The 17,365-nt window shown below is 62.2% G+C and carries 16 protein-coding genes and 1 riboswitch; of the genes, 4 read left to right on the top strand and 12 right to left on the bottom strand.

Features of this window, described 5'->3' with window-relative positions; all coding sequences use genetic code 11:
* Nucleotides 1-6: 6 nt before the first annotated feature.
* Nucleotides 7-1,254, bottom strand: coding sequence for an aromatic ring-hydroxylating oxygenase subunit alpha (locus ACWTU8_RS13550; RefSeq protein ID WP_455848571.1), 1,248 nt, complete (start codon nucleotides 1,252-1,254; stop codon nucleotides 7-9).
* Between the two features lie 215 nt (nucleotides 1,255-1,469).
* A riboswitch (cobalamin riboswitch) is annotated at nucleotides 1,470-1,672 on the bottom strand.
* A gap of 520 nt (nucleotides 1,673-2,192) precedes the next feature.
* On the opposite strand from ACWTU8_RS13550, the gene ACWTU8_RS13545 reads away from it, so the two are divergent.
* The 3 genes from ACWTU8_RS13545 to ACWTU8_RS13535 all read left to right on the top strand — a co-directional run bounded on the left by ACWTU8_RS13545 (nucleotide 2,193) and on the right by ACWTU8_RS13535 (nucleotide 3,009).
* The gene (locus ACWTU8_RS13545; protein ID WP_029347529.1) at nucleotides 2,193-2,399 is read left to right on the top strand and encodes a DUF680 domain-containing protein; all 207 of its coding nucleotides are present in this window, start codon (nucleotides 2,193-2,195) and stop codon (nucleotides 2,397-2,399) included.
* A 91-nt stretch (nucleotides 2,400-2,490) separates the two neighbouring features.
* Nucleotides 2,491-2,718 carry a DUF680 domain-containing protein gene (locus tag ACWTU8_RS13540; protein ID WP_455848570.1) on the top strand — a complete coding sequence of 76 codons (228 nt, stop codon included), beginning with the start codon at nucleotides 2,491-2,493 and terminating at the stop codon, nucleotides 2,716-2,718.
* A gap of 72 nt (nucleotides 2,719-2,790) precedes the next feature.
* On the top strand, nucleotides 2,791-3,009 hold the full coding sequence (locus tag ACWTU8_RS13535) for a DUF680 domain-containing protein (protein WP_455848569.1): 219 nt from the start codon (nucleotides 2,791-2,793) through the stop codon (nucleotides 3,007-3,009).
* A 96-nt stretch (nucleotides 3,010-3,105) separates the two neighbouring features.
* Here the strand turns inward: ACWTU8_RS13535 and ACWTU8_RS13530 are convergent, their stop codons facing one another.
* The 5 genes from ACWTU8_RS13530 to ACWTU8_RS13510 all read right to left on the bottom strand — a co-directional run bounded on the left by ACWTU8_RS13530 (nucleotide 3,106) and on the right by ACWTU8_RS13510 (nucleotide 9,659).
* Nucleotides 3,106-4,218, bottom strand: coding sequence for an ABC transporter ATP-binding protein (locus tag ACWTU8_RS13530; RefSeq protein WP_455848568.1), 1,113 nt, complete (start codon nucleotides 4,216-4,218; stop codon nucleotides 3,106-3,108).
* A gap of 24 nt (nucleotides 4,219-4,242) precedes the next feature.
* Nucleotides 4,243-5,907, bottom strand: a complete 1,665-nt coding sequence (gene bglA, locus ACWTU8_RS13525) for a beta-galactosidase BglA (protein WP_455848567.1) — start codon at nucleotides 5,905-5,907, stop codon at nucleotides 4,243-4,245.
* Nucleotides 5,908-5,911: 4 nt separating this feature from the next.
* On the bottom strand, nucleotides 5,912-7,066 hold the full coding sequence (locus ACWTU8_RS13520; protein WP_455848566.1) for a carbohydrate ABC transporter permease: 1,155 nt from the start codon (nucleotides 7,064-7,066) through the stop codon (nucleotides 5,912-5,914).
* A 1-nt stretch (nucleotide 7,067) separates the two neighbouring features.
* Nucleotides 7,068-8,081 carry a carbohydrate ABC transporter permease gene (locus ACWTU8_RS13515; protein WP_065006607.1) on the bottom strand — a complete coding sequence of 338 codons (1,014 nt, stop codon included), beginning with the start codon at nucleotides 8,079-8,081 and terminating at the stop codon, nucleotides 7,068-7,070.
* A 222-nt stretch (nucleotides 8,082-8,303) separates the two neighbouring features.
* Nucleotides 8,304-9,659, bottom strand: coding sequence for an ABC transporter substrate-binding protein (locus tag ACWTU8_RS13510; RefSeq protein WP_455848565.1), 1,356 nt, complete (start codon nucleotides 9,657-9,659; stop codon nucleotides 8,304-8,306).
* A 363-nt stretch (nucleotides 9,660-10,022) separates the two neighbouring features.
* Here ACWTU8_RS13510 and ACWTU8_RS13505 point away from each other — a divergent pair, with 363 nt between their 5' ends.
* Nucleotides 10,023-11,045, top strand: a complete 1,023-nt coding sequence (locus ACWTU8_RS13505) for a substrate-binding domain-containing protein (RefSeq protein ID WP_455848564.1) — start codon at nucleotides 10,023-10,025, stop codon at nucleotides 11,043-11,045.
* 55 nt (nucleotides 11,046-11,100) lie between these two features.
* Here the strand turns inward: ACWTU8_RS13505 and ACWTU8_RS13500 are convergent, their stop codons facing one another.
* The 6 genes from ACWTU8_RS13500 to ACWTU8_RS13475 all read right to left on the bottom strand — a co-directional run bounded on the left by ACWTU8_RS13500 (nucleotide 11,101) and on the right by ACWTU8_RS13475 (nucleotide 17,229).
* Complete coding sequence (locus ACWTU8_RS13500) at nucleotides 11,101-11,229, bottom strand: hypothetical protein (RefSeq protein WP_455848563.1); 129 nt, start codon at nucleotides 11,227-11,229, stop codon at nucleotides 11,101-11,103.
* A 102-nt stretch (nucleotides 11,230-11,331) separates the two neighbouring features.
* Nucleotides 11,332-12,171, bottom strand: coding sequence for an alkaline phosphatase family protein (locus tag ACWTU8_RS13495; RefSeq protein WP_455848562.1), 840 nt, complete (start codon nucleotides 12,169-12,171; stop codon nucleotides 11,332-11,334).
* Nucleotides 12,172-12,179: 8 nt separating this feature from the next.
* Nucleotides 12,180-13,832, bottom strand: coding sequence for an ABC transporter ATP-binding protein (locus tag ACWTU8_RS13490; protein ID WP_455848561.1), 1,653 nt, complete (start codon nucleotides 13,830-13,832; stop codon nucleotides 12,180-12,182).
* A complete protein-coding gene (locus ACWTU8_RS13485; RefSeq protein WP_287333039.1) occupies nucleotides 13,832-14,656 on the bottom strand; it encodes an ABC transporter permease in 825 nt (274 codons plus the stop codon). Before ACWTU8_RS13485 ends, ACWTU8_RS13490 begins: the two co-directional genes overlap by 1 nt.
* Nucleotides 14,657-14,666: 10 nt before the next feature.
* Nucleotides 14,667-15,626, bottom strand: coding sequence for an ABC transporter permease (locus ACWTU8_RS13480; RefSeq protein ID WP_029347547.1), 960 nt, complete (start codon nucleotides 15,624-15,626; stop codon nucleotides 14,667-14,669).
* Nucleotides 15,627-15,642: 16 nt separating this feature from the next.
* The gene (locus ACWTU8_RS13475; RefSeq protein ID WP_455848560.1) at nucleotides 15,643-17,229 is read right to left on the bottom strand and encodes an ABC transporter substrate-binding protein; all 1,587 of its coding nucleotides are present in this window, start codon (nucleotides 17,227-17,229) and stop codon (nucleotides 15,643-15,645) included.
* Between the last annotated feature and the right edge of the window lie 136 nt (nucleotides 17,230-17,365).

The raw sequence follows: 17,365 nt of genomic DNA, 5'->3' as shown, positions 1-17,365 counted from the left end.
CCTTTCTCAGGCGACGCTGCGCAACGCCGGCCGGCCGTCCTCGGCAAGGCGCGGCCCGATGAAGGAGGCGTACCATTCGACGAACTGGATGACGCCGCCCTCATGCAGTTCAGAATAGGGGCCGGGCTCATAGGCCGGCGACAGGATGCCGAAGGCGTTTTCCTCGACGATGCGGCGGTCCTGATCGTTGGTCTCGGTCCAGACATGGGTGAGTTCGGCGAGATCGTAATCGACGCCTTCGACCGCGTCCTTGTGGACGAGCCATTTGGTGGTGACGGCCGTTTCCGTGGCGCTGATCGGCAGCACGCGGAAGGTGACGGCATGGTCGCCGAGGATGTGGTTCCAGGTCGTCGGATAGTGATAGAGCAGCAGCGAGCCGATGCGCTCGGTCGAAACGCTGTCGGAAAGGTTCTTCTTCACCGCGCGTCTTCCCGTCATCGTGTAGCTGACGGCATCGCGCAAGAGCGGCGCGCGGGTGGCACGATACTGCCCGGCCGGATCGATGCGGAACTTGCTCGGCAAGCCCGCCGCCTCGCATTTCGCCCAGTGCGCAAGCATCTCCGGATCGCTATCGGCGCCCTGCACGCCAGTCACGGTCGGCGCTTCCGGGAATGTCTTGCACAGTTCCGGATGGTTGCCGGCGCAATGGTAGCACTCGCGGTTGTTTTCCCAGACGAGCTTCCAGTTGCCCTTCTCGACGATGGTCGATTCGAAGGCGATTTTTGCGTCGCGCAGCCGGTGCGGCAGGAGGTAAGGCTCGATCATGGCGCGCATCGGCGCGAAATCGGCGGGCTCCTTGGCCAGGCAGATGAAGATGTAGCCGCCAACGCTTTCGCAAGCCACCGGCTTCAGGCTGAACTGGCTCTTGTCGAAGCCGTCCGCCATCTGCCTTGCGAACAAAAGCCGGCCATCCAGCTCGTAGGTCCACTGGTGATAGGGGCAGACGAGCTTCGCCGCCGTGCCTTTGTCGGCGTTGCAGACGCGGCTGCCGCGATGCCGGCAGGAATTGTGGAAGGCATTGATCCTGCCTTGCTGGTCGCGGACCAGCACAACCGGATAGTCGCCTATCTGGGCAGTGATGTAGCTGCCCGGCTTCGGCAACTCGCAATCGTGGCCGATGAACAGCCAGTCGCGATACCAGATCAGCTCCATGTCGAGCTTGAAGAAATCGGCATCGGTATAGAAGGGCTGCTCGAGCGAATAGCCTGCCCTGCGGCCGTGCAAGAGCCTCAGCATGTCGTTGCGCGCTTCCATTTCCTGTCCTTATAGCCGTCGCATCGGCCCGAAATCGGAATCGATTTCGGAAAGCACGATGCGCAATTCAAAAGTCTTGGAGCGTGTTTTGTGCGTCCACATGGACGCACGTCGCTCCAAAGACTGAACTGGTGGTGATGGAGGAAGGATCGCTCGCAGACCGGCGACAGGCCAGACATGCATCATCCACCTCTTGACCGCCCACCGCGATCAGTCGTGTCTAGAAATCTCGGGCTGGTTTCCGGGCTCTGGAGTGTCCTTGCGGACTCATCGCGACACCTTCCCAGGCTTGTGGCCCAGTGGTCTCCCGTTGCGACTTGAACTCCACCACCGTTGCGGGGGCAGCGCCGGGTTCTGACCGGCTTCCCAATTCTCCGCTTCGTCGTCACCAAGCGGCACCTGAGTTGGCGTGATCTAATCATGACGGCTGGCTGACTGTCGGCATGAAAGCGACATCGTATCCATGCGGCGCGACACGGCGGCGAAACCCTGTGGGCCGGGATTTGAGGGGGGATGAATTTGCACCCGGCTGCGAGCGCTGCCGGTTCTGAAAGCACGCCGGATTTAACCATTGCAGGGCGCCTAAATGGTTAATGATTCGACAACAACTCAGCACCGGCTTTTTAAGCCGCTTCTAAAATCGAACCGAACGGTTCGTTTCTGTTGACAATGCGTGCATGACGCTGTGAACGCAGGTCCGGCAATTCGTCAAATGGTCGAATGGCGCCTTGGCATAAACCTCTGAAACAAAACACAAAATAACACTATTGGAAGCATCTGGTACAATTTCAAGGTGTAGATTCTTGGTCCACACGGAACAACTTAGTGATTGGAATCCGCCGAATGGCCTTCCCACATCGGGGCTGTCCGAACGACGCGAATTCCTCCCAAGACACGCCGCTAGACGGACGGAAAATTAAGATACTGGAGTACCAAAAATGAAAAAGATTGCTCTTACTGCCGTCGCCGTTCTGGCCATCACCGGCAGCGCCTTTGCTGGCAGCGACCATTATGGGTCCAACGGCGCCAACCAGCCGGCCGCTGCGGTCGACAACAGCTCGTATACGGCTTCCATTCAGAAGCCGGCTCACGCTGAAAAGCCCGTTGTCCAGGGCGCCGACCGCAACCTTTTCGGCAACAATTAACAGCTGATCCCAAACAGCAGAGCGGCGTTGTCTTTTCATAAAGACCGCTGCCGCCGCGCTGAGGGGATATGACAATTCAGGAGTACTAGAAATGAAGAAGATCATTCTTGCCGCCGCCGCCGCCATTCTGGCCGTCTCCGGCAGCGCTTTTGCCGGCAGCGACAATTTTGGATCGAACGGCGCCAACCAACCGGCCGCTGCGGTCGACAACAGCTCGTACACGGCTTCGATTCAGAATTCGGCTTCGGCGCAGAAGCCGGTTCAGGCTGACGAGAAGCCCGTCCACGGCAGCGACCGTAACCTCTTCGGCAACAACTAATGTCGATCCCAACAGCAGCGGCGGCATTTGCCCGCCGCGTTGGTGGAACACGAAAAATCCAGGAGTACTGAAATGACGAAGATCGTTCTTGCGACCGCCGCCGTTCTGGCCGTCGCCGGCAGCGCATTTGCCGGTAGCGACAATTATGGATCGAACGGCGCCAACCAACCGGCCGTAGCGGTCGACAGCTCGTACACGGCTTCGATCCAGAATTCGGCCTCGGCGCAGAATCCGGTTCCGGCTGACGAGAGGCCTGTCCACGGCAGCGACCGCAACCTGTTCGGCCGCTAACAGCGACCTGAACGCACAAGAGCGGCGGGCTTTGCCCGCCGCTCTTGTTTTTTGCCTTCGCCAAACTGCCTGTATCCAGCAGTTAGGCCGCCAGCCTCAGGCTGCCTTTGCTTCCGCTTTGTGGAGTGTGAAGGAATGTCCGTCGGCATCGAAAATATGCAGGTCGCCGGCATCGGCATTCAACCGCAGCGCAGCACCCCGCTTGACCTCGACATTGCCGGGCAGCTTGGTCACCAGCGGCAGTTCGGAGCGGCCGATGTCGACATAGACGAGCTGAACCTCGCCGAGTTGCTCGACATAGTCCACCGTTCCCTCGAAAAGATAATCCGTCCCGGTGGCGATCATCAGATCCTCCGGCCGCACGCCGAAGCTCACCGAAGCGCCCTTCACTGACGCTGGCGTGGCGATCGGCACCGTCGCCTTGCGCCCGCCGACATGACTGACGACGGTCGGGTCGCCTGATTTGTCGATCGTCGCCGGCAGGATGTTCATTGCCGGCGAGCCGATGAACTGGGCAACGAACAGATTGCCGGGTTTCTTGTAGAGATCCATCGGCGTGCCGACCTGCTCGATATGGCCCTCCTTGAGCACCACGATGCGGTCTGCCAGCGTCATCGCCTCCACCTGGTCGTGGGTGACGTAGATCATCGTTGTAGCCGGCATCGACTCCTTGAGCTTGGCGATCTCGATGCGGGTGGCGACGCGCAGTGCCGCGTCGAGGTTCGACAGCGGCTCGTCGAACAGGAAAACCTTCGGGTTGCGCACGATGGCGCGGCCGATGGCGACGCGCTGGCGCTGGCCGCCCGACATCGCCTTGGGCAGGCGGTCGAGATATTTTGTCAGCTGCAGGATTTCCGCGGCCTGGCGCACTCGCTTGTCGATCTCTGCCTTGCTCTCCTTGCCGATCTTCATAGAGAACGCCATGTTGTCGTAGACGGTCATGTGCGGATAGAGCGCATAGGACTGGAACACCATGGCGATGCCCCGCTTCGACGGCGGCACGTCGTTGACCACCTCGCCGTCGATCCTGAGCTCCCCGGAGGTGATTTCCTCAAGCCCGGCGATGGACCGCAGCAAGGTCGACTTGCCACAGCCGGAAGGGCCGACAAAGACGATAAACTCGCCCGACTTTATGTCGAGGTCGATGCCGTGGAGAATGTTAAGATTGCCGTATGATTTCTTCACTTGCCTTAGCGTGACATCGGCCATGATTCCCTCCAGTGAATTGCAAATTCAGTTGACACGCCCGAACCAGGCGCCGTAGCCACCGAGGCGGATAGAGCCGACGCCAGTCTGTCCCGAAAACCCGTGCCCCGGCAAGGGCTGCAGCGAGCGTCCGCCGAGATCGATTTCGGCCGGTCGGCTGCCGAGATTGAAGGCGCAGACGATCTGCTCGTTGCCCTCGCGGCGCGTGAAGGCGACCGTATCGCCCTGGCTTTCGATGAAGTCTATTTCGCCCTTGGCCAGCGCCGGATGCAAACGGCGGAAAGCGAGAAAGCGCCGGTAGTGTTCGAGCAGCGAGCTGTCGTCGCCCTGCTGCACATCGACCGCTTGCGAAAGGTGCTTGACGGGCACGGGCAGCCAGGGCCTCGCCTTGGAGAAGCCGCCATTGCCGTCGGCGCCATTCCAGACCATCGGCGTGCGGCAGCCGTCGCGGCCCTTGAACTCCGGCCAGAAGCGGATGCCGTAGGGGTCCTGCAGGTCCTCGAATTGCAATTCCGCTTCGCCAAGGCCAAGTTCCTCGCCCTGATAGATGCAGACCGAACCGCGCAGCGACATCAGCAGCGCCGAGATCACCTTGAGATAAGCGGTCTGGTCGGCCTCGCCCGCCGCCCAGCGCGAGGCAGTGCGCATCACGTCATGGTTGGAGAAGGCCCAGCACGACCAGCCGTCGCTCGCAACCTTGCCAAAGGCTTCCAGCACCGAACGCACCTTTGCCGCGCTGATCTTTTCGGGCGCCAGGAAGTCGAACGAATAGCACATGTGCACGCGCTTGCTGCCGGCGGTATAGGCCGCCACCACCTCGAGCCCGCGCTGCGAATCGCCGACTTCGCCGACCGCCGCCGTCGCCGGATATTCGTCGAGCAGCGCGCGGAAGCGTTCGAGAAAGCCGAGATTTTCGGGGCGGCTCTTGTCGTAGAGATGGTCCTGGTAGTTGTAAGGATTGACGGAAGGAGCGGTCTGGTCGTTGCGCTCTTCGGGCGGCAGCGGCGGATTGTCCTCCAGGCCCTGGCTGTGGAAGTAGAAATTGATTGTGTCGAGGCGGAAGCCGTCGACGCCGCGCTCCAGCCAGAAGTGGGTGACATCGAGCAGCGCATCCTGGACCTCGCGGCTGTGGAAGTTGAGATCGGGCTGCTCGGCCAGGAAATTATGCAGGTAATATTGCTGGCGGCTGGTGTCCCACTGCCAGGCCGATCCGCCGAAGATCGACAGCCAGTTGTTGGGTGGCGTGCCGTCGGGCTTGGCGTCGGCCCAGACATACCAGTCCGCCTTCGGGTTGGTGCGGCTCGAGCGGCTTTCCCTGAACCACGGATGGATGTCGGCGGTATGCGACAGCACCTCGTCGATCATCACCTTGAGCCCGAGCCTGTGCGCCTCGGCGGTCAGGGCATCGAAATCGGCCAGCGTGCCGAACATCGGATCGACGTCGCAATAGTCTGATACGTCGTAGCCGAAATCCTTCATCGGCGACTTGAAGAACGGCGAGATCCAGATGGCATCGACGCCGAGCGCCGCGATATAGGGCAGCCTGCGGATGATGCCCCTGAGGTCGCCGATGCCGTCGCCGTTCGAGTCCTGATAGCTGCGCGGATAGATCTGGTAGATCACGGCACCTCGCCACCAGTCGCGGTCGACGGCGAGGTCGGGGCTCAACGTTGCTTTCACAGCGGATTGCATGATCTCAACCCCCTTTGACCGAGCCGGCGAGCAGCCCGCGGACGAAATAGCGCTGCAGCGAAAAGAACACGATCAGCGGCACGACAATGGTGATGAAAGCCGATGTCGTCAGGATCTCCCAGTCGCCGCCGCGCGAGCCGAGCAACGCGTTGAGCTTGGCGGTCAGCACGATCTGGTCGCCCTCGGTGCCGAGGAAAACCATCGCGACCAGCAGATCGTTCCACACCCACAGGAACTGGAAGATGGCGAAGGAGGCCAGCACCGGGAACGACAGCGGCAGCACGATCTTGACGAAGATCTCGAAATCGCTGGCGCCGTCGATGCGCGCCGACTCCATGATTTCGCGCGGCAGGCCGGCAATGTAGCTTCTGAGGAGATAGATGGCGAAGGGCAAGCCGAAGCCGGTATGCGCCAGCCAGATGCCGAGATAGGTCTTCGACGGCACGCCGAAGAAGCTGCCGACGCCGTTGTAAAGCTTCAGCAGCGGGATCAGCGACATCTGCAGCGGCACGACCAAGAGGCCGATGATCACCGCGATGAGCAACGCCCGGCCGGGAAAGCGCATCCAGGCCAGCGCATAGGCAGCGAACGCCGCGATCAGGATCGGGATGACCGTCGCCGGAATGGTGACGGTCAGCGAATTCATGAAGGAGCGGCCGATACCTTCCGAAAACAGCACCGTACTGTAATTTTCGGTGGTGAATTTCGGTGGCGCCGACGAGGCGTAGTAGACGCGCTGGCCGCGCTCGCCCTCAAAGGGCTTCGTTGAGGTCATGACGAAACTGCCGTCGGCGTTGAGCTGCAAGGTCTCGCCGTCGCCGAGATCGGCTGTCGTGCCGGCGGGATATTGCGTCGGCGCCGACGACTTGACGCCGAAGGCGCTGATGTCGCGGGCCGGATCGTCGCCGAAGATGTTGCCCTCGAGGACGAACTTGCCGTCCTTCTCGACTTGCGCCGAGGCGGGTGGCAGCCGGCCCGCTTCCGTCTGGGTGGAACTGGCGAACGAGTTCCACCAGCCCGAGGCGATGATCTGATCCTTGTCGCGCAGCGACGAGACGAGAATGCCGAGCGTCGGCACGGTCCAGATCGCGACGAAGATGAAGACAGCGATATGGACGCCGAAACGGCTGGCAAAGGACTTTCCGGTCGCCACGGCCATCTCAATGTCCCCCCGTCTCTTTGTTCGCCTGGCGGATGTTCCAGACCATGATCGGAATGACCGCGATCATGATGATGATGGCAATGGTGGCGCCGCGGCCGAAATCGCCGCCGCCGCGGAACATCCAGTCGAACATCAGATTGGCCAGCACCTGGCTGTTCCATTGGCCGTTGGTCATGGTCAGCACGATGTCGAACACCTTCAGCACCAGGATGGTGATGGTGGTCCAGACGACGGCGATCGTGCCCCAGATCTGCGGCACCATGATCTTCCAGAAGATCTGGAACGGATTGGCGCCGTCGATGACGGCCGCTTCCAGCGTCTCTTCGGGAATACCTCGCAAGGCCGAGGACAGGATGACCATGGCAAAGCCGGTCTGGATCCAGATCAGGATGATCATCAGGAAGAAATTGTTCCAGAACGGCAGCGATATCCAGACCTGCGGCTGGCCGCCGAAATACTGGATGATGGCGTTGAGCAGGCCGATCTGCGTCTGGCCGGCGCCGCGATACTCGTAGATGAATTTCCAGATGACGCTGGCGCCGACAAACGAGATGGCCAACGGCAGGAAGATGAGGCTCTTGGCGATGGTGCCCCACCAGATCTTGTCGGTGAGGACGGCGATGATCAGCCCGAGGAAAGTGCAGGCGGCAGGCACGACCGCCAGCCACATGATGTTGTTGAGGATGGAGGTGCGGAACTCGCGGTCGCCGAACGCCCATTCATAATTGGCGAAGCCGACGAAGTTGGCGCCACCGCGATCGAGGAACGACAGCCTGAGCGTCTCCACGACCGGGTAGATCAGGTAGATGGTGAGGATGATCATGGCCGGGCCGACGAACAGCCACGGCCGGATCATCCCCTGCCGGCGCAGATTGTCGATGGCCGCAGCACCTGCAACGCCGCGCGACGGGAAGATGATGTCCACCAGCTTATTGGCGCCCCAGAAATAGGCGACGCAGCCGCCGACGCCGACGATGATGACGAATATGGCCGAGAAAATCTGAGCCGCCACGGGTCCCTCCCTCTGCGCATGATCCGCCAGTCGAGAATGGCTTTGGCGACCGGATCATGCGCCGATTCAGTTGTTTGGAACGCGACCGGATGCAAGGCGGGGTTCTAGTCTTGCTGGTCGCGCGTCAACAAAGATTGCTGCGGCGCGGGCCCCCGGTCGGATCCGGGCCACTGAGCCCCGGATCCATTCAGGATCGGCAGTCCGCACGTCAGCCGGGACCGCCTACTTGATCGCGTCCCAGCTCTTCTGGATGTCAGTGGCGACATCCTGGGCGGACTTGCCGCCGACGAGATCGATCATGCCGGTCCAGAAGGCGCCGGCGCCGATCTTGCCCGGCATCAGGTCGGACCCGTCGAAGCGGAAGGTCGAGGCTTCGGCAAGGATTTCGCCCTGCTTCTTCAGCGCGTCGCTGGCATAGGCCTCCTTGTTGACCGACTTGAACGGCGTCACGAAACCGCCCTGGGCCATCCAGATCTCATGGGCGAGCGGCATCTTCAGGAATTCGATAAAGGCGCGCGCGGCCTTGGAGTCCTTGGTGATCATGGCCAGCGTGCCGGCGCCGAGCACCGGGGTGCCGAGGTCGGGCTTGGAAGCATAAGGTGGGAAGTAGAAGAAATCGGCGTCTTGGCCGATCTCAGTGCCTTCCGGGAAGAAGGTCGGGATGAACGACGCCTGATGGTGCAAATAGCATTTCGGCGGCACCGAGAACAGGCCTTTCGGGCTGTCGCGGAAGTCGGTCGCCGCCACCGCCTTGGCGCCACCGTCGACCATCTTGTCATCGGTCGCGATCTTGCCGAAAATGTCGATGGCGTTGACCACCGCGGGATCGTTGAATGGGATCTCGTTCTTCACCCACTTGTCGTAGGTCTCGGGCGTCTGCGTGCGCAGCATGATGTCCTCGACCCAGTCGGTCGCCGGCCAGCCGGTGGCGCCGCCCGAACCGAGCCCGATGCACCATGGCGTGCCGCCGTCGGCGATGATCTTCTTTTCAAGCTCGGCGAGCTCTTCCTGCGTCCTCGGCACCTCGTAATCGGCTTCCTCGAAATTGTCCGGCGAGTACCAGACCAGCGATTTCACGTCGGCCTTGTAGGGGAAAGCGAAGAAGCCCGGCTTGCCGTCCTTGTCGTTGAAGGTGCCGAGATCGACCCATGACTGGCCGGCGCCGTAATTGTCCTTGATCCAGTTGGCGGTGTCGTCGCCGAGCGGCGTCAGCAGGCCCTTGGACGCCAGATCCTGGATTAGGCCCGGCTGCGGCAGCACCGCGATGTTGGGCGGGCTGCCGGCCTGCGTGTCGATGACGATCTGCTGCTCGTAATTTTCCGACGACGAGTATTTGATCTCAGCGCCGGTGGCCTCCGAGAAATAGTCGAGAACGGTGCGCACAAGGCCCTCGTCCTCGCCGCGCCATGGCCCGAAGATCGATAGCGTCTCGCCCTTGAGGTCAACCTTCTTGAGCTCTTCGTAGTTTGCCCAGTTGAAACGGGGGTCCTCACCCGGCTTGAACTTCAGTTCGGCTTGCGCCGGTGCGCCCAGGGCGAGCGTGACAAAAGCGGCGCTCAGCAGAAGCATTTTCGTCATAGGTATTCCCTCCCAGTGGTGACAAACACCGGACGGAACCTCCATTCCGTCCGCCGACGCCGCAGGACTGTGACTCAGTCGGAAAGGAACCGCAACCTTTCGAAGAGTCTTCCAAAGCGCTTTGGTTCTTTCCGATCACGCCACTGAATGGATCAGGAGTCAAGAGGGAGATAAGCTAATCGATTTAATTCTGCCGACATAAGGAGCAACTAAAAGCGATGCAGTAGGCTTTTTTGGCGCAGCAGCAGCAAATTTTGCTTCAAACCGGTCAGAAACAGTGCTTATGATCTTAAATGCAGCAGCGCTGCCGTGGCGGGGCCGACGATCCGTAGTTAAAAGCGCTTTGAGGCTTGGAGGCCTCCGGTGAACCTCAAACAGCTTTCCCACATGCTGGCGCTTTCGCAGACAACGGTAAGCCGTGCGCTCAACGGCTACCCGGAAGTCAACGAGGAAACGCGCCGGCGGGTGATCGACGCCGCCAAGCGCCACGGCTACCGCCCCAACCCGAGCGCGCGCCGGCTGGCGACCGGCAAGACCGGGATGATCGGTTATGTCTTGCCGACCGGGACGACCGTCGACATCGACCCGCATTTCGTCGAATTCCTGTCCGGTCTCGGCGACTACGCCCGTTTGCACGAACTCGACCTGGTGCTGTCCCCGGCCGATGCCGACGACCAGGAGACGACCTACCGGCGCATCGTCGCCAACCGGCAGGTCGACGCCGTCTACATCTCATCGCCGAGGCCGGCCGACCGGCGGGTGGCGCTGGTCAGCACGCTCGGCATCCCCTTCATCGTCCATGGCCGCAGCGAAGGGCTCGATTTCGCCTACCCCTACACCGACATCGACAATGAGGGCGCCTTCCACGAGGCGGCTCGGCTGCTCGTCCAGCTCGGTCACCGGCGGCTGGCGCTGATCAACGGCGACCACCGCGAGACCTTCGCCATTCACCGCGAGCGTGGCGTGCGCCGGGCGCTGGCGGCGAGCGGTCTGGCCCTAGGCGAAGGCCATGTCTGTTCCCTCGCCATGACCGAGGAGAACGGCTACCGCGCCGCCAGACGGCTGCTCGAGCGCAGCGATGCGCCGACCGCGATCGCCTGCTCCAGCCTGATCATGGCGCTCGGCGTCGTGCGGGCGGCGCGCGATCTCGGCCTGACCATCCCCGGCGACCTGTCGCTGATCGCCCATGACGACGTCTTCCCCTGGCTGAAGCCGGAAAATTTTTCGGTGCCGTTGTCGACGACGCGTTCGTCGATCCGTTTGGCCGGCGCGCGCGTCGCCGAGCGGCTGGCGGCGCGGATTTCCGGATTGGAGGAGGGCGCCCGCGGCGAAGTCTGGCCGGTCGATCTGGTGGTAAGGGGATCGGTCGCCGGAGCCCGGGCCTAGCGCACTGGTTTCGGCTCGACCTGACCTGAATCAACACAACCCCAAAGCGCCAGAGCTATACCATCGCAGCCTCGGCCGCCTTGGTGACCAGCAGGCCGTAGTCGAAATCTTTGTCCCTGCCCTTGGGGCCGAAATTCACGGCCGTGGCGCTTCTGTCTGCGCTGATCGGGGCAAAACGGTTCACCACTTCCGCCCAGGATTTTTCCGGAGCCTAGCCGAAGAGCGGCAACGTTGCCAAAGGCGCGCAAATTCCTTCTCGCACAAGGGGGAGAAGTGGAGACGCGCATCAGTCGAGGAACGGCTTGGCCTTCATTGTCGCGGGCACCGGCACGCCAAGGCGCGCAAGCACCGTCGGCGCAAGCTGCAGCTGGTCGAGCAGCGTATCGGCCTCCGGACCCTTGCCCTGTCCGAAATAATACAGAGCAAAATCCTGCATATCGTCGTCATGGCCGCCATGATGGCCGCGATCGGTCTGGCCGTGATCGGCGGTGACGATCACCTCGTAGCCGGCTTCCCGCCAGCGCGGCAGGAAGGTGGCCAGCATGCCGTCCATCGCATAAACGGCATGGTCCATCTCGTGGCAGTCGTGGCCGAAGCGGTGGCCCATCGAGTCCAGTGTGCAGGTATGCAGGATGCCGTAGTCGATGCCGTGGCGCCTGGTCAGCATGGTCAGCGTCGCGAACAGGTCGATGTCGCTCGGCGTCATCTGGTTGCGGGCGTTGTAGCCGGTCATCGTGTGGAAACGGCCATACGTGATCGGCCCGCCCGGCTCGTCGAATTCCATATCCTCGACCAGATCGAAAGGATAGGCCCGGAAGAATTCGGACCAGTAGGAATGGGTGACCGCGCCGGTCTTGCCACCGGCCTTGCTGACCTCGGAGAAGATATCCGGTTGCTCGACGCGAAACCGGTTCTCGTTGGTCAGGATACCATGCACCTGCGGCGCCACGCCGGTGTGGATCGAGGCATAGCAGCAGGCCGAGGTCGACGGCAGCACGGAACGCATCTTCCAGATGCGCGCTTCGCCCGATAGCACCCAGCCTTCGAGATTGCCCATCAGCCGGCGCCAGTTGCGGTAAGGCACGCCGTCGAGGATGATCAGCAGAAGTTTTGTCTTCAGCGCCACCGGGGTGTCTAATTGCCCGCGCTGGCCATGCGCCGTCCCTTGATCGCCTTTTCCAGCCAGCCGATCTCCATTTCGGGGACCGAGGACAAGAGAAGGTCGGTGTAGGCATCGAACGGCGGCGCCAGCACCTGGCTCTTAGCGCCGTAGCGCACCACCTCGCCGCGATACATCACCGCGATCGAATCGGCGATCGACTTCACCGTAGCGAGGTCGTGGGTGATGAACAGATAGGCGACGTTTTCCTCTTTCTGCAGCTCGAGCAGCAGCTTCAGGATGCCATTGGCCACGAGCGGGTCGAGCGCCGAGGTCACCTCGTCGCAGATGATCAGCTTCGGCTTGGCCGCAAGCGAGCGGGCGATGCAGACGCGCTGCTTCTGGCCGCCGGAAAGCTCGGCCGGGTAGCGGTCGATGAAACCCTTGCCCATTTCGATCTTGTCGAGCAGCTCGGCGACGCGGGCGTCACGTTGCCTTCCACGCAGACCGAAATAGAATTCGAGCGGCCGGCCGATGATGGTGCCGACGGTCTGGCGCGGGTTCATCGCCACGTCGGCCATCTGATAGATCATCTGCAACTGGCGCAGATCCTCCTTGGGCCGGTCGGCGAGCCGGTTGGGGAGCGGACGTCCATCGAAGGTGACGGTGCCCTCTTCGGGTGGCAGGAGGCCGGTGATGGCGCGCGCCAGTGTCGACTTGCCGGACCCGGACTCGCCGACCACGGCCAGCGTCTGGCCCGGATAGATGTCGACCGAGACGTTCTTCAGCACCTTGATATGGCTGCGGCCATAGGCGGCGGTGATGTTCTTGACCGACAGGAACGGCGTCGTGCCGGGCTTCTGCTCCTGGTGCTCGATCTCATGCACGGAGACCAGCGCATTGGTGTATTCCTGGCGCGGCTCCTTGATGATCTGGCGGGTGCCGCCCCATTCGACCAGCCGGCCATGGCGCAGCACCATGATCTCGTCCGAGACCTGCGCGACGACGGCAAGGTCGTGAGTGATGTAGAGCGCCGCGACATGGGTGTCGCGGATGGCGTCCTTGATCGCCGCCAGCACGTCGATCTGCGTCGTCACGTCGAGCGCCGTGGTTGGTTCGTCGAAGACAATCAGGTCGGGCTCGGAGCACAGCGCCATCGCCGTCATCACGCGCTGCAGCTGGCCGCCGGACACCTGGTGCGGAAAGCGCTCGCCGATGCTTTCGGGGTTCGGCAGGCTGAGCTTCTTGAACAGCGCGACGGCGCGTTTTTCGGCCGCGGCCCGTGTCGCCGTGCCATGCAGCAGCGTCGCCTCGACCACTTGGTCCATCAGTCTGTGCGCCGGGTTGAAGGCGGCGGCAGCCGATTGCGCGACATAGCACACCTCGCGGCCGCGCAGCTTGCGAAAGCCCTCCTTGCCGGCCTTGAGGATGTCGCGGCCGTTCAGTATGACCTCGCCGCCGGTGATGCGCACGCCGCCGCGGCCATAGCCCATCGACGCCAGGCCGATGGTCGACTTGCCGGCGCCGGACTCGCCGATCAGGCCGAGCACCTTGCCCTTCTCGAGCGTCAGCGACACATCATGGACCAGCACGATGTTCTTCGGCGGCTCGCCCGGCGGGAACACCGTGGCCTCGATGCGCAGATTGCGGATGTCGAGCAGCACGGACTTTGCTCGCTGGTCAGCCATTATCCGCGCCCTCCCTTCAGACTTGTCGTGCGGTTGAGCACCCAGTCGGCGACGAGGTTGACGGAAATCGCCAGCATCGCGATCGCCGCCGCAGGGATGAGTGCCGCCGCTATGCCGAAGACGATGCCGTCCTTGTTTTCCTTGACCATGCCGCCCCAATCGGCGCTAGGCGGCTGCACGCCAAGTCCGAGGAAGGACAGCGTCGACAGGAACAGCACCGCATAGATGAAGCGCAGGCCGAGTTCCGAAACCAGCGGCGACAACGCATTGGGCAGGATCTCGCGGAAGATGATCCACATGCTGCCTTCGCCGCGCAGCTTGGCCGCCTCGACGAAATCCATGACGTTTATGTCGACGGCGACCGCCCGCGACAGGCGATAGACGCGGGTCGAGTCGAGAATGCCCATGACCAGGATCAGCGTCACCAGATTGGTTGGCAGCACCGACAGCACGACGAGGCCCATGATCAGCGTCGGGATCGACATCAGGAGATCGACAAGGCGCGACATAAGCGTATCGAACCAGCCGCCGAAAACCGCCGCCGAGAAGCCAAGGATTGCGCCGAGCGAGAAGGACAGCGCGGTGGCCAGCACCGCGATGAACAGCGTGACGCGGGCGCCATAGATCATGCGCGAAAGAAGGTCGCGGCCGAGATTGTCGGTGCCCAGCCAATGTGTCGCCGACATCGGTCCCCAGACATCGCCGACGATCTCCCCATTGCCGTACGGCGCGATCCAGGGCGCGAAGATCGCTGCCAGCACGAACAGCGCCGTCAGCACCAGGCCGATCAGCGCGGGGATGGGGATGCGTTTTATGTCGAGCATGCCCGCTCCCCTATTTCGGATGTCTGAGACGCGGATTGGCGACGATCGCCGCTATGTCCGCAATGATGTTCAAGCTGATGTAGACAGCGGCGAAGATCAGGCCGACCGCCTGCACCACCGGCACGTCGCGCTTGGTGACGTGGTCGACGAGATATTGGCCCATGCCCGGATAGACGAAGATCACTTCGACCACGACGACGCCGACGATCAGATAGGCGAGGTTGAGCATGACGACGTTGATGATCGGCGCAATCGCATTGGGAAAGGCATGCCTGCGGATGACGGCGAATGCCGAAAGCCCCTTGAGCTCGGCGGTTTCCACATACGCCGATTGCATGACATTGAGGATAGCGGCGCGCGTCATGCGCATCATGTGGGCGAGCACCACCAGCGTCAGTGCCGCCGCCGGCAGCATGATCGCCTGCATGCGCTCGCCGAAAGGCATTCCGTCATAGACTGTCGAGATGCCGGGGAAGATCTGGTATTTCACGGCGAAGAAATAGACGAGCACGTAGCCGATGAAGAATTCGGGAAACGAGGTCGAGGCAAGCGCCAGTCCGGAGATCAGCTTGTCGACCCAGCCATTGCGGTAACGCACTGCGATCAGGCCGAGGACGATCGCCAGCGGCACGGCCACGACCGCCGCCCAGAAGGCGAGGAACAGCGTGTTCCACAACCGCCCCTTGATCGACGCCGCAATATCCTGCCCGCTCGACATGGCGGTGCCGAGATCGCCGGTCACGACGCCGCCGAGCCAGCGGAAATAGCGGATAAAGGCCGGATCGTTGAGGCCGAGCTGCTCGCGCAGATTGGCGAGCGACTCCGGTGTCGCCGACTGCCCGAGAATAGCTTGGGCGACGTCGCCGGGCAGGATCTGGGTGCCGGCGAAGATCAGGACCGATACGGCCAACAGCAGGAGAATGCCCAGCGCAATGCGCTGGGCCACCAGTTTCATGATGGGTGAGGACATATCCGCAAGGCCAGGCTCAGGCTTCGAGCCAGCACTTTGCCAGAGCGTACCCGTTCATCAGTTCCTGATGCGGATCGTCGACCCAGCCGGCGACCTTGGCGCCCGTCGCGTCGATGAACTGATTGAACATCGGCAGGATCAGGCCGCCCTCGTCGCGCACAAGGACAGCCATGTCGTGGTACATCGCCTTGCGCTTGGTCTCGTCGAGCTCGGCGCGGGCCACCAGCACCATCTTGTCGAAATCCGGGCGCTTGAAACGCGTATCGTTCCAGTCGGCCGTCGACAGATAGGCGGTCGAATACATTTGGTCCTGGGTCGAGCGGCCGCCCCAGTAGGAGGCGCAGAAGGGCTGCTTGTTCCAGACTTCGTTCCAGTAGCCGTCGCCCGGTTCACGCTTGAGCTCGATCTGGATACCGGCCTTGGCGGCGCTCTGCTGGAAGAGCTGGGAAGCGTCGACGGCGCCGGGGAAGGCGACGTCCGAGGTCCTGAGCAGCACCGCGCCGTCGTGACCCGACTTCTTGAAGTGGAACTTGGCCTTGTCGGGATCATACTTGCGCTGTTCGATCTCAGTGAACAGCGGATAGGACGCATTGATCGGGAAGTCGTTGCCGAGCGAACCATAGCCTCTGAGAACCTTGTCGAGCATCTCCTCGCGGTCGATCGCCAGCTTCAGCGCCATGCGCAGGTCGTTATTGTCGAACGGCGCTGTGTCGCAGTGCATGATGAAGACATAGTGACCCGGCCCCGCATGATTGCGGATGGTGACGCCGGGCAGGCGCTTGATCAGGTCGACGATCTTCGGCTCGACGCGGTTGATCATGTTGACCTGGCCGCCCTGCAGGGCCGAGGTGCGCGCAGTGGCATCGTTGATGACGATGATCTCGATCTGGTCGGCATGGCCCATCTTGTCGCCCTGCCAGTAATTGGCAAAGCGCTCGCCGCCATGGCGCACGCCGGGCTCGTTGATGGTGATCTTGTAGGGTCCGGCCGAGATGCCGGCATCGGCCTTGTCCTTGCCCCCATTGGGCTGGACGATCAAATGGTAGTCGCTGAGCAGATAGGGCAGGTCGGCATTGGCTTCCTTCAGCGTCAGCACGACTTCCTTGCCGCTGGCCTTGATGCTCTCGATGCCCTTCATGTAGCCGAGCGCGCCCGACTTCGACTTCTCGTCCGAATGGCGTTCGAGCGTCGCCGCCACGTCCTCGGCGGTCACCGTCTTGCCATTGTGGAATTCGACGCCGTCGCGGATCTTCAGCGTCCAGACCTTGGCGTCGTCCGACGAGCCGATCTCCTCGGCAATGCGGTTCTCGAGACTGCCTTCCGGGGAGAGCTCGACGATTAGTTCGCCCCACATCTTGCCGAAGGCGAACGGCACCTGGGTCATGAACAGGGCCGGATCGAGGCTGTTGGTGGACTCGCCGCCGACCAGGCCGGCCTTCAGCGTGCCGCCCTTGACCGGACCCGCGGCGCGCGCCGCGCTTGAAAGCAGCGAGTTGGCGAACGTCGCGGTGACGCCGAGTGCTGCCGCCCGGCCGAGAAAATCACGACGGCTCAGTTTGCCGGATGCGACGCGCCGGCTAAGAAATTCCAGTTCGTTCGACATGTTGAGTTCCTCACTCTGTTGGTTCGACCTTGTGGTCGTTTTTTATCGTTTCTTGTGAGGAGAATAATGACCGCAACGGAACGCCGTAAGCAAGACCGAATGCGACATGCCGTGGCGTAAATCGCACGTCGCAATT

Source organism: Mesorhizobium sp. BHbdii, assembly GCF_053848045.1.
This window is presented reverse-complemented; position numbering and strand designations above follow the sequence as displayed.

What these genes read in the sequence shown, in the direction of transcription:
- ACWTU8_RS13550 (WP_455848571.1), bottom strand. Translation starts at nt 1,254, where the DNA reads ATGGAAGCGCGCAACGACATGCTGAGGCTCTTGCACGGCCGCAGGGCA.
- ACWTU8_RS13545 (WP_029347529.1), top strand. Translation starts at nt 2,193, where the DNA reads ATGAAAAAGATTGCTCTTACTGCCGTCGCCGTTCTGGCCATCACCGGC.
- ACWTU8_RS13540 (WP_455848570.1), top strand. Translation starts at nt 2,491, where the DNA reads ATGAAGAAGATCATTCTTGCCGCCGCCGCCGCCATTCTGGCCGTCTCC.
- ACWTU8_RS13535 (WP_455848569.1), top strand. Translation starts at nt 2,791, where the DNA reads ATGACGAAGATCGTTCTTGCGACCGCCGCCGTTCTGGCCGTCGCCGGC.
- ACWTU8_RS13530 (WP_455848568.1), bottom strand. Translation starts at nt 4,218, where the DNA reads ATGGCCGATGTCACGCTAAGGCAAGTGAAGAAATCATACGGCAATCTT.
- bglA (WP_455848567.1), bottom strand. Translation starts at nt 5,907, where the DNA reads ATGCAATCCGCTGTGAAAGCAACGTTGAGCCCCGACCTCGCCGTCGAC.
- ACWTU8_RS13520 (WP_455848566.1), bottom strand. Translation starts at nt 7,066, where the DNA reads ATGGCCGTGGCGACCGGAAAGTCCTTTGCCAGCCGTTTCGGCGTCCAT.
- ACWTU8_RS13510 (WP_455848565.1), bottom strand. Translation starts at nt 9,659, where the DNA reads ATGACGAAAATGCTTCTGCTGAGCGCCGCTTTTGTCACGCTCGCCCTG.
- ACWTU8_RS13490 (WP_455848561.1), bottom strand. Translation starts at nt 13,832, where the DNA reads ATGGCTGACCAGCGAGCAAAGTCCGTGCTGCTCGACATCCGCAATCTG.
- ACWTU8_RS13485 (WP_287333039.1), bottom strand. Translation starts at nt 14,656, where the DNA reads ATGCTCGACATAAAACGCATCCCCATCCCCGCGCTGATCGGCCTGGTG.
- ACWTU8_RS13480 (WP_029347547.1), bottom strand. Translation starts at nt 15,626, where the DNA reads ATGTCCTCACCCATCATGAAACTGGTGGCCCAGCGCATTGCGCTGGGC.
- ACWTU8_RS13475 (WP_455848560.1), bottom strand. Translation starts at nt 17,229, where the DNA reads ATGTCGAACGAACTGGAATTTCTTAGCCGGCGCGTCGCATCCGGCAAA.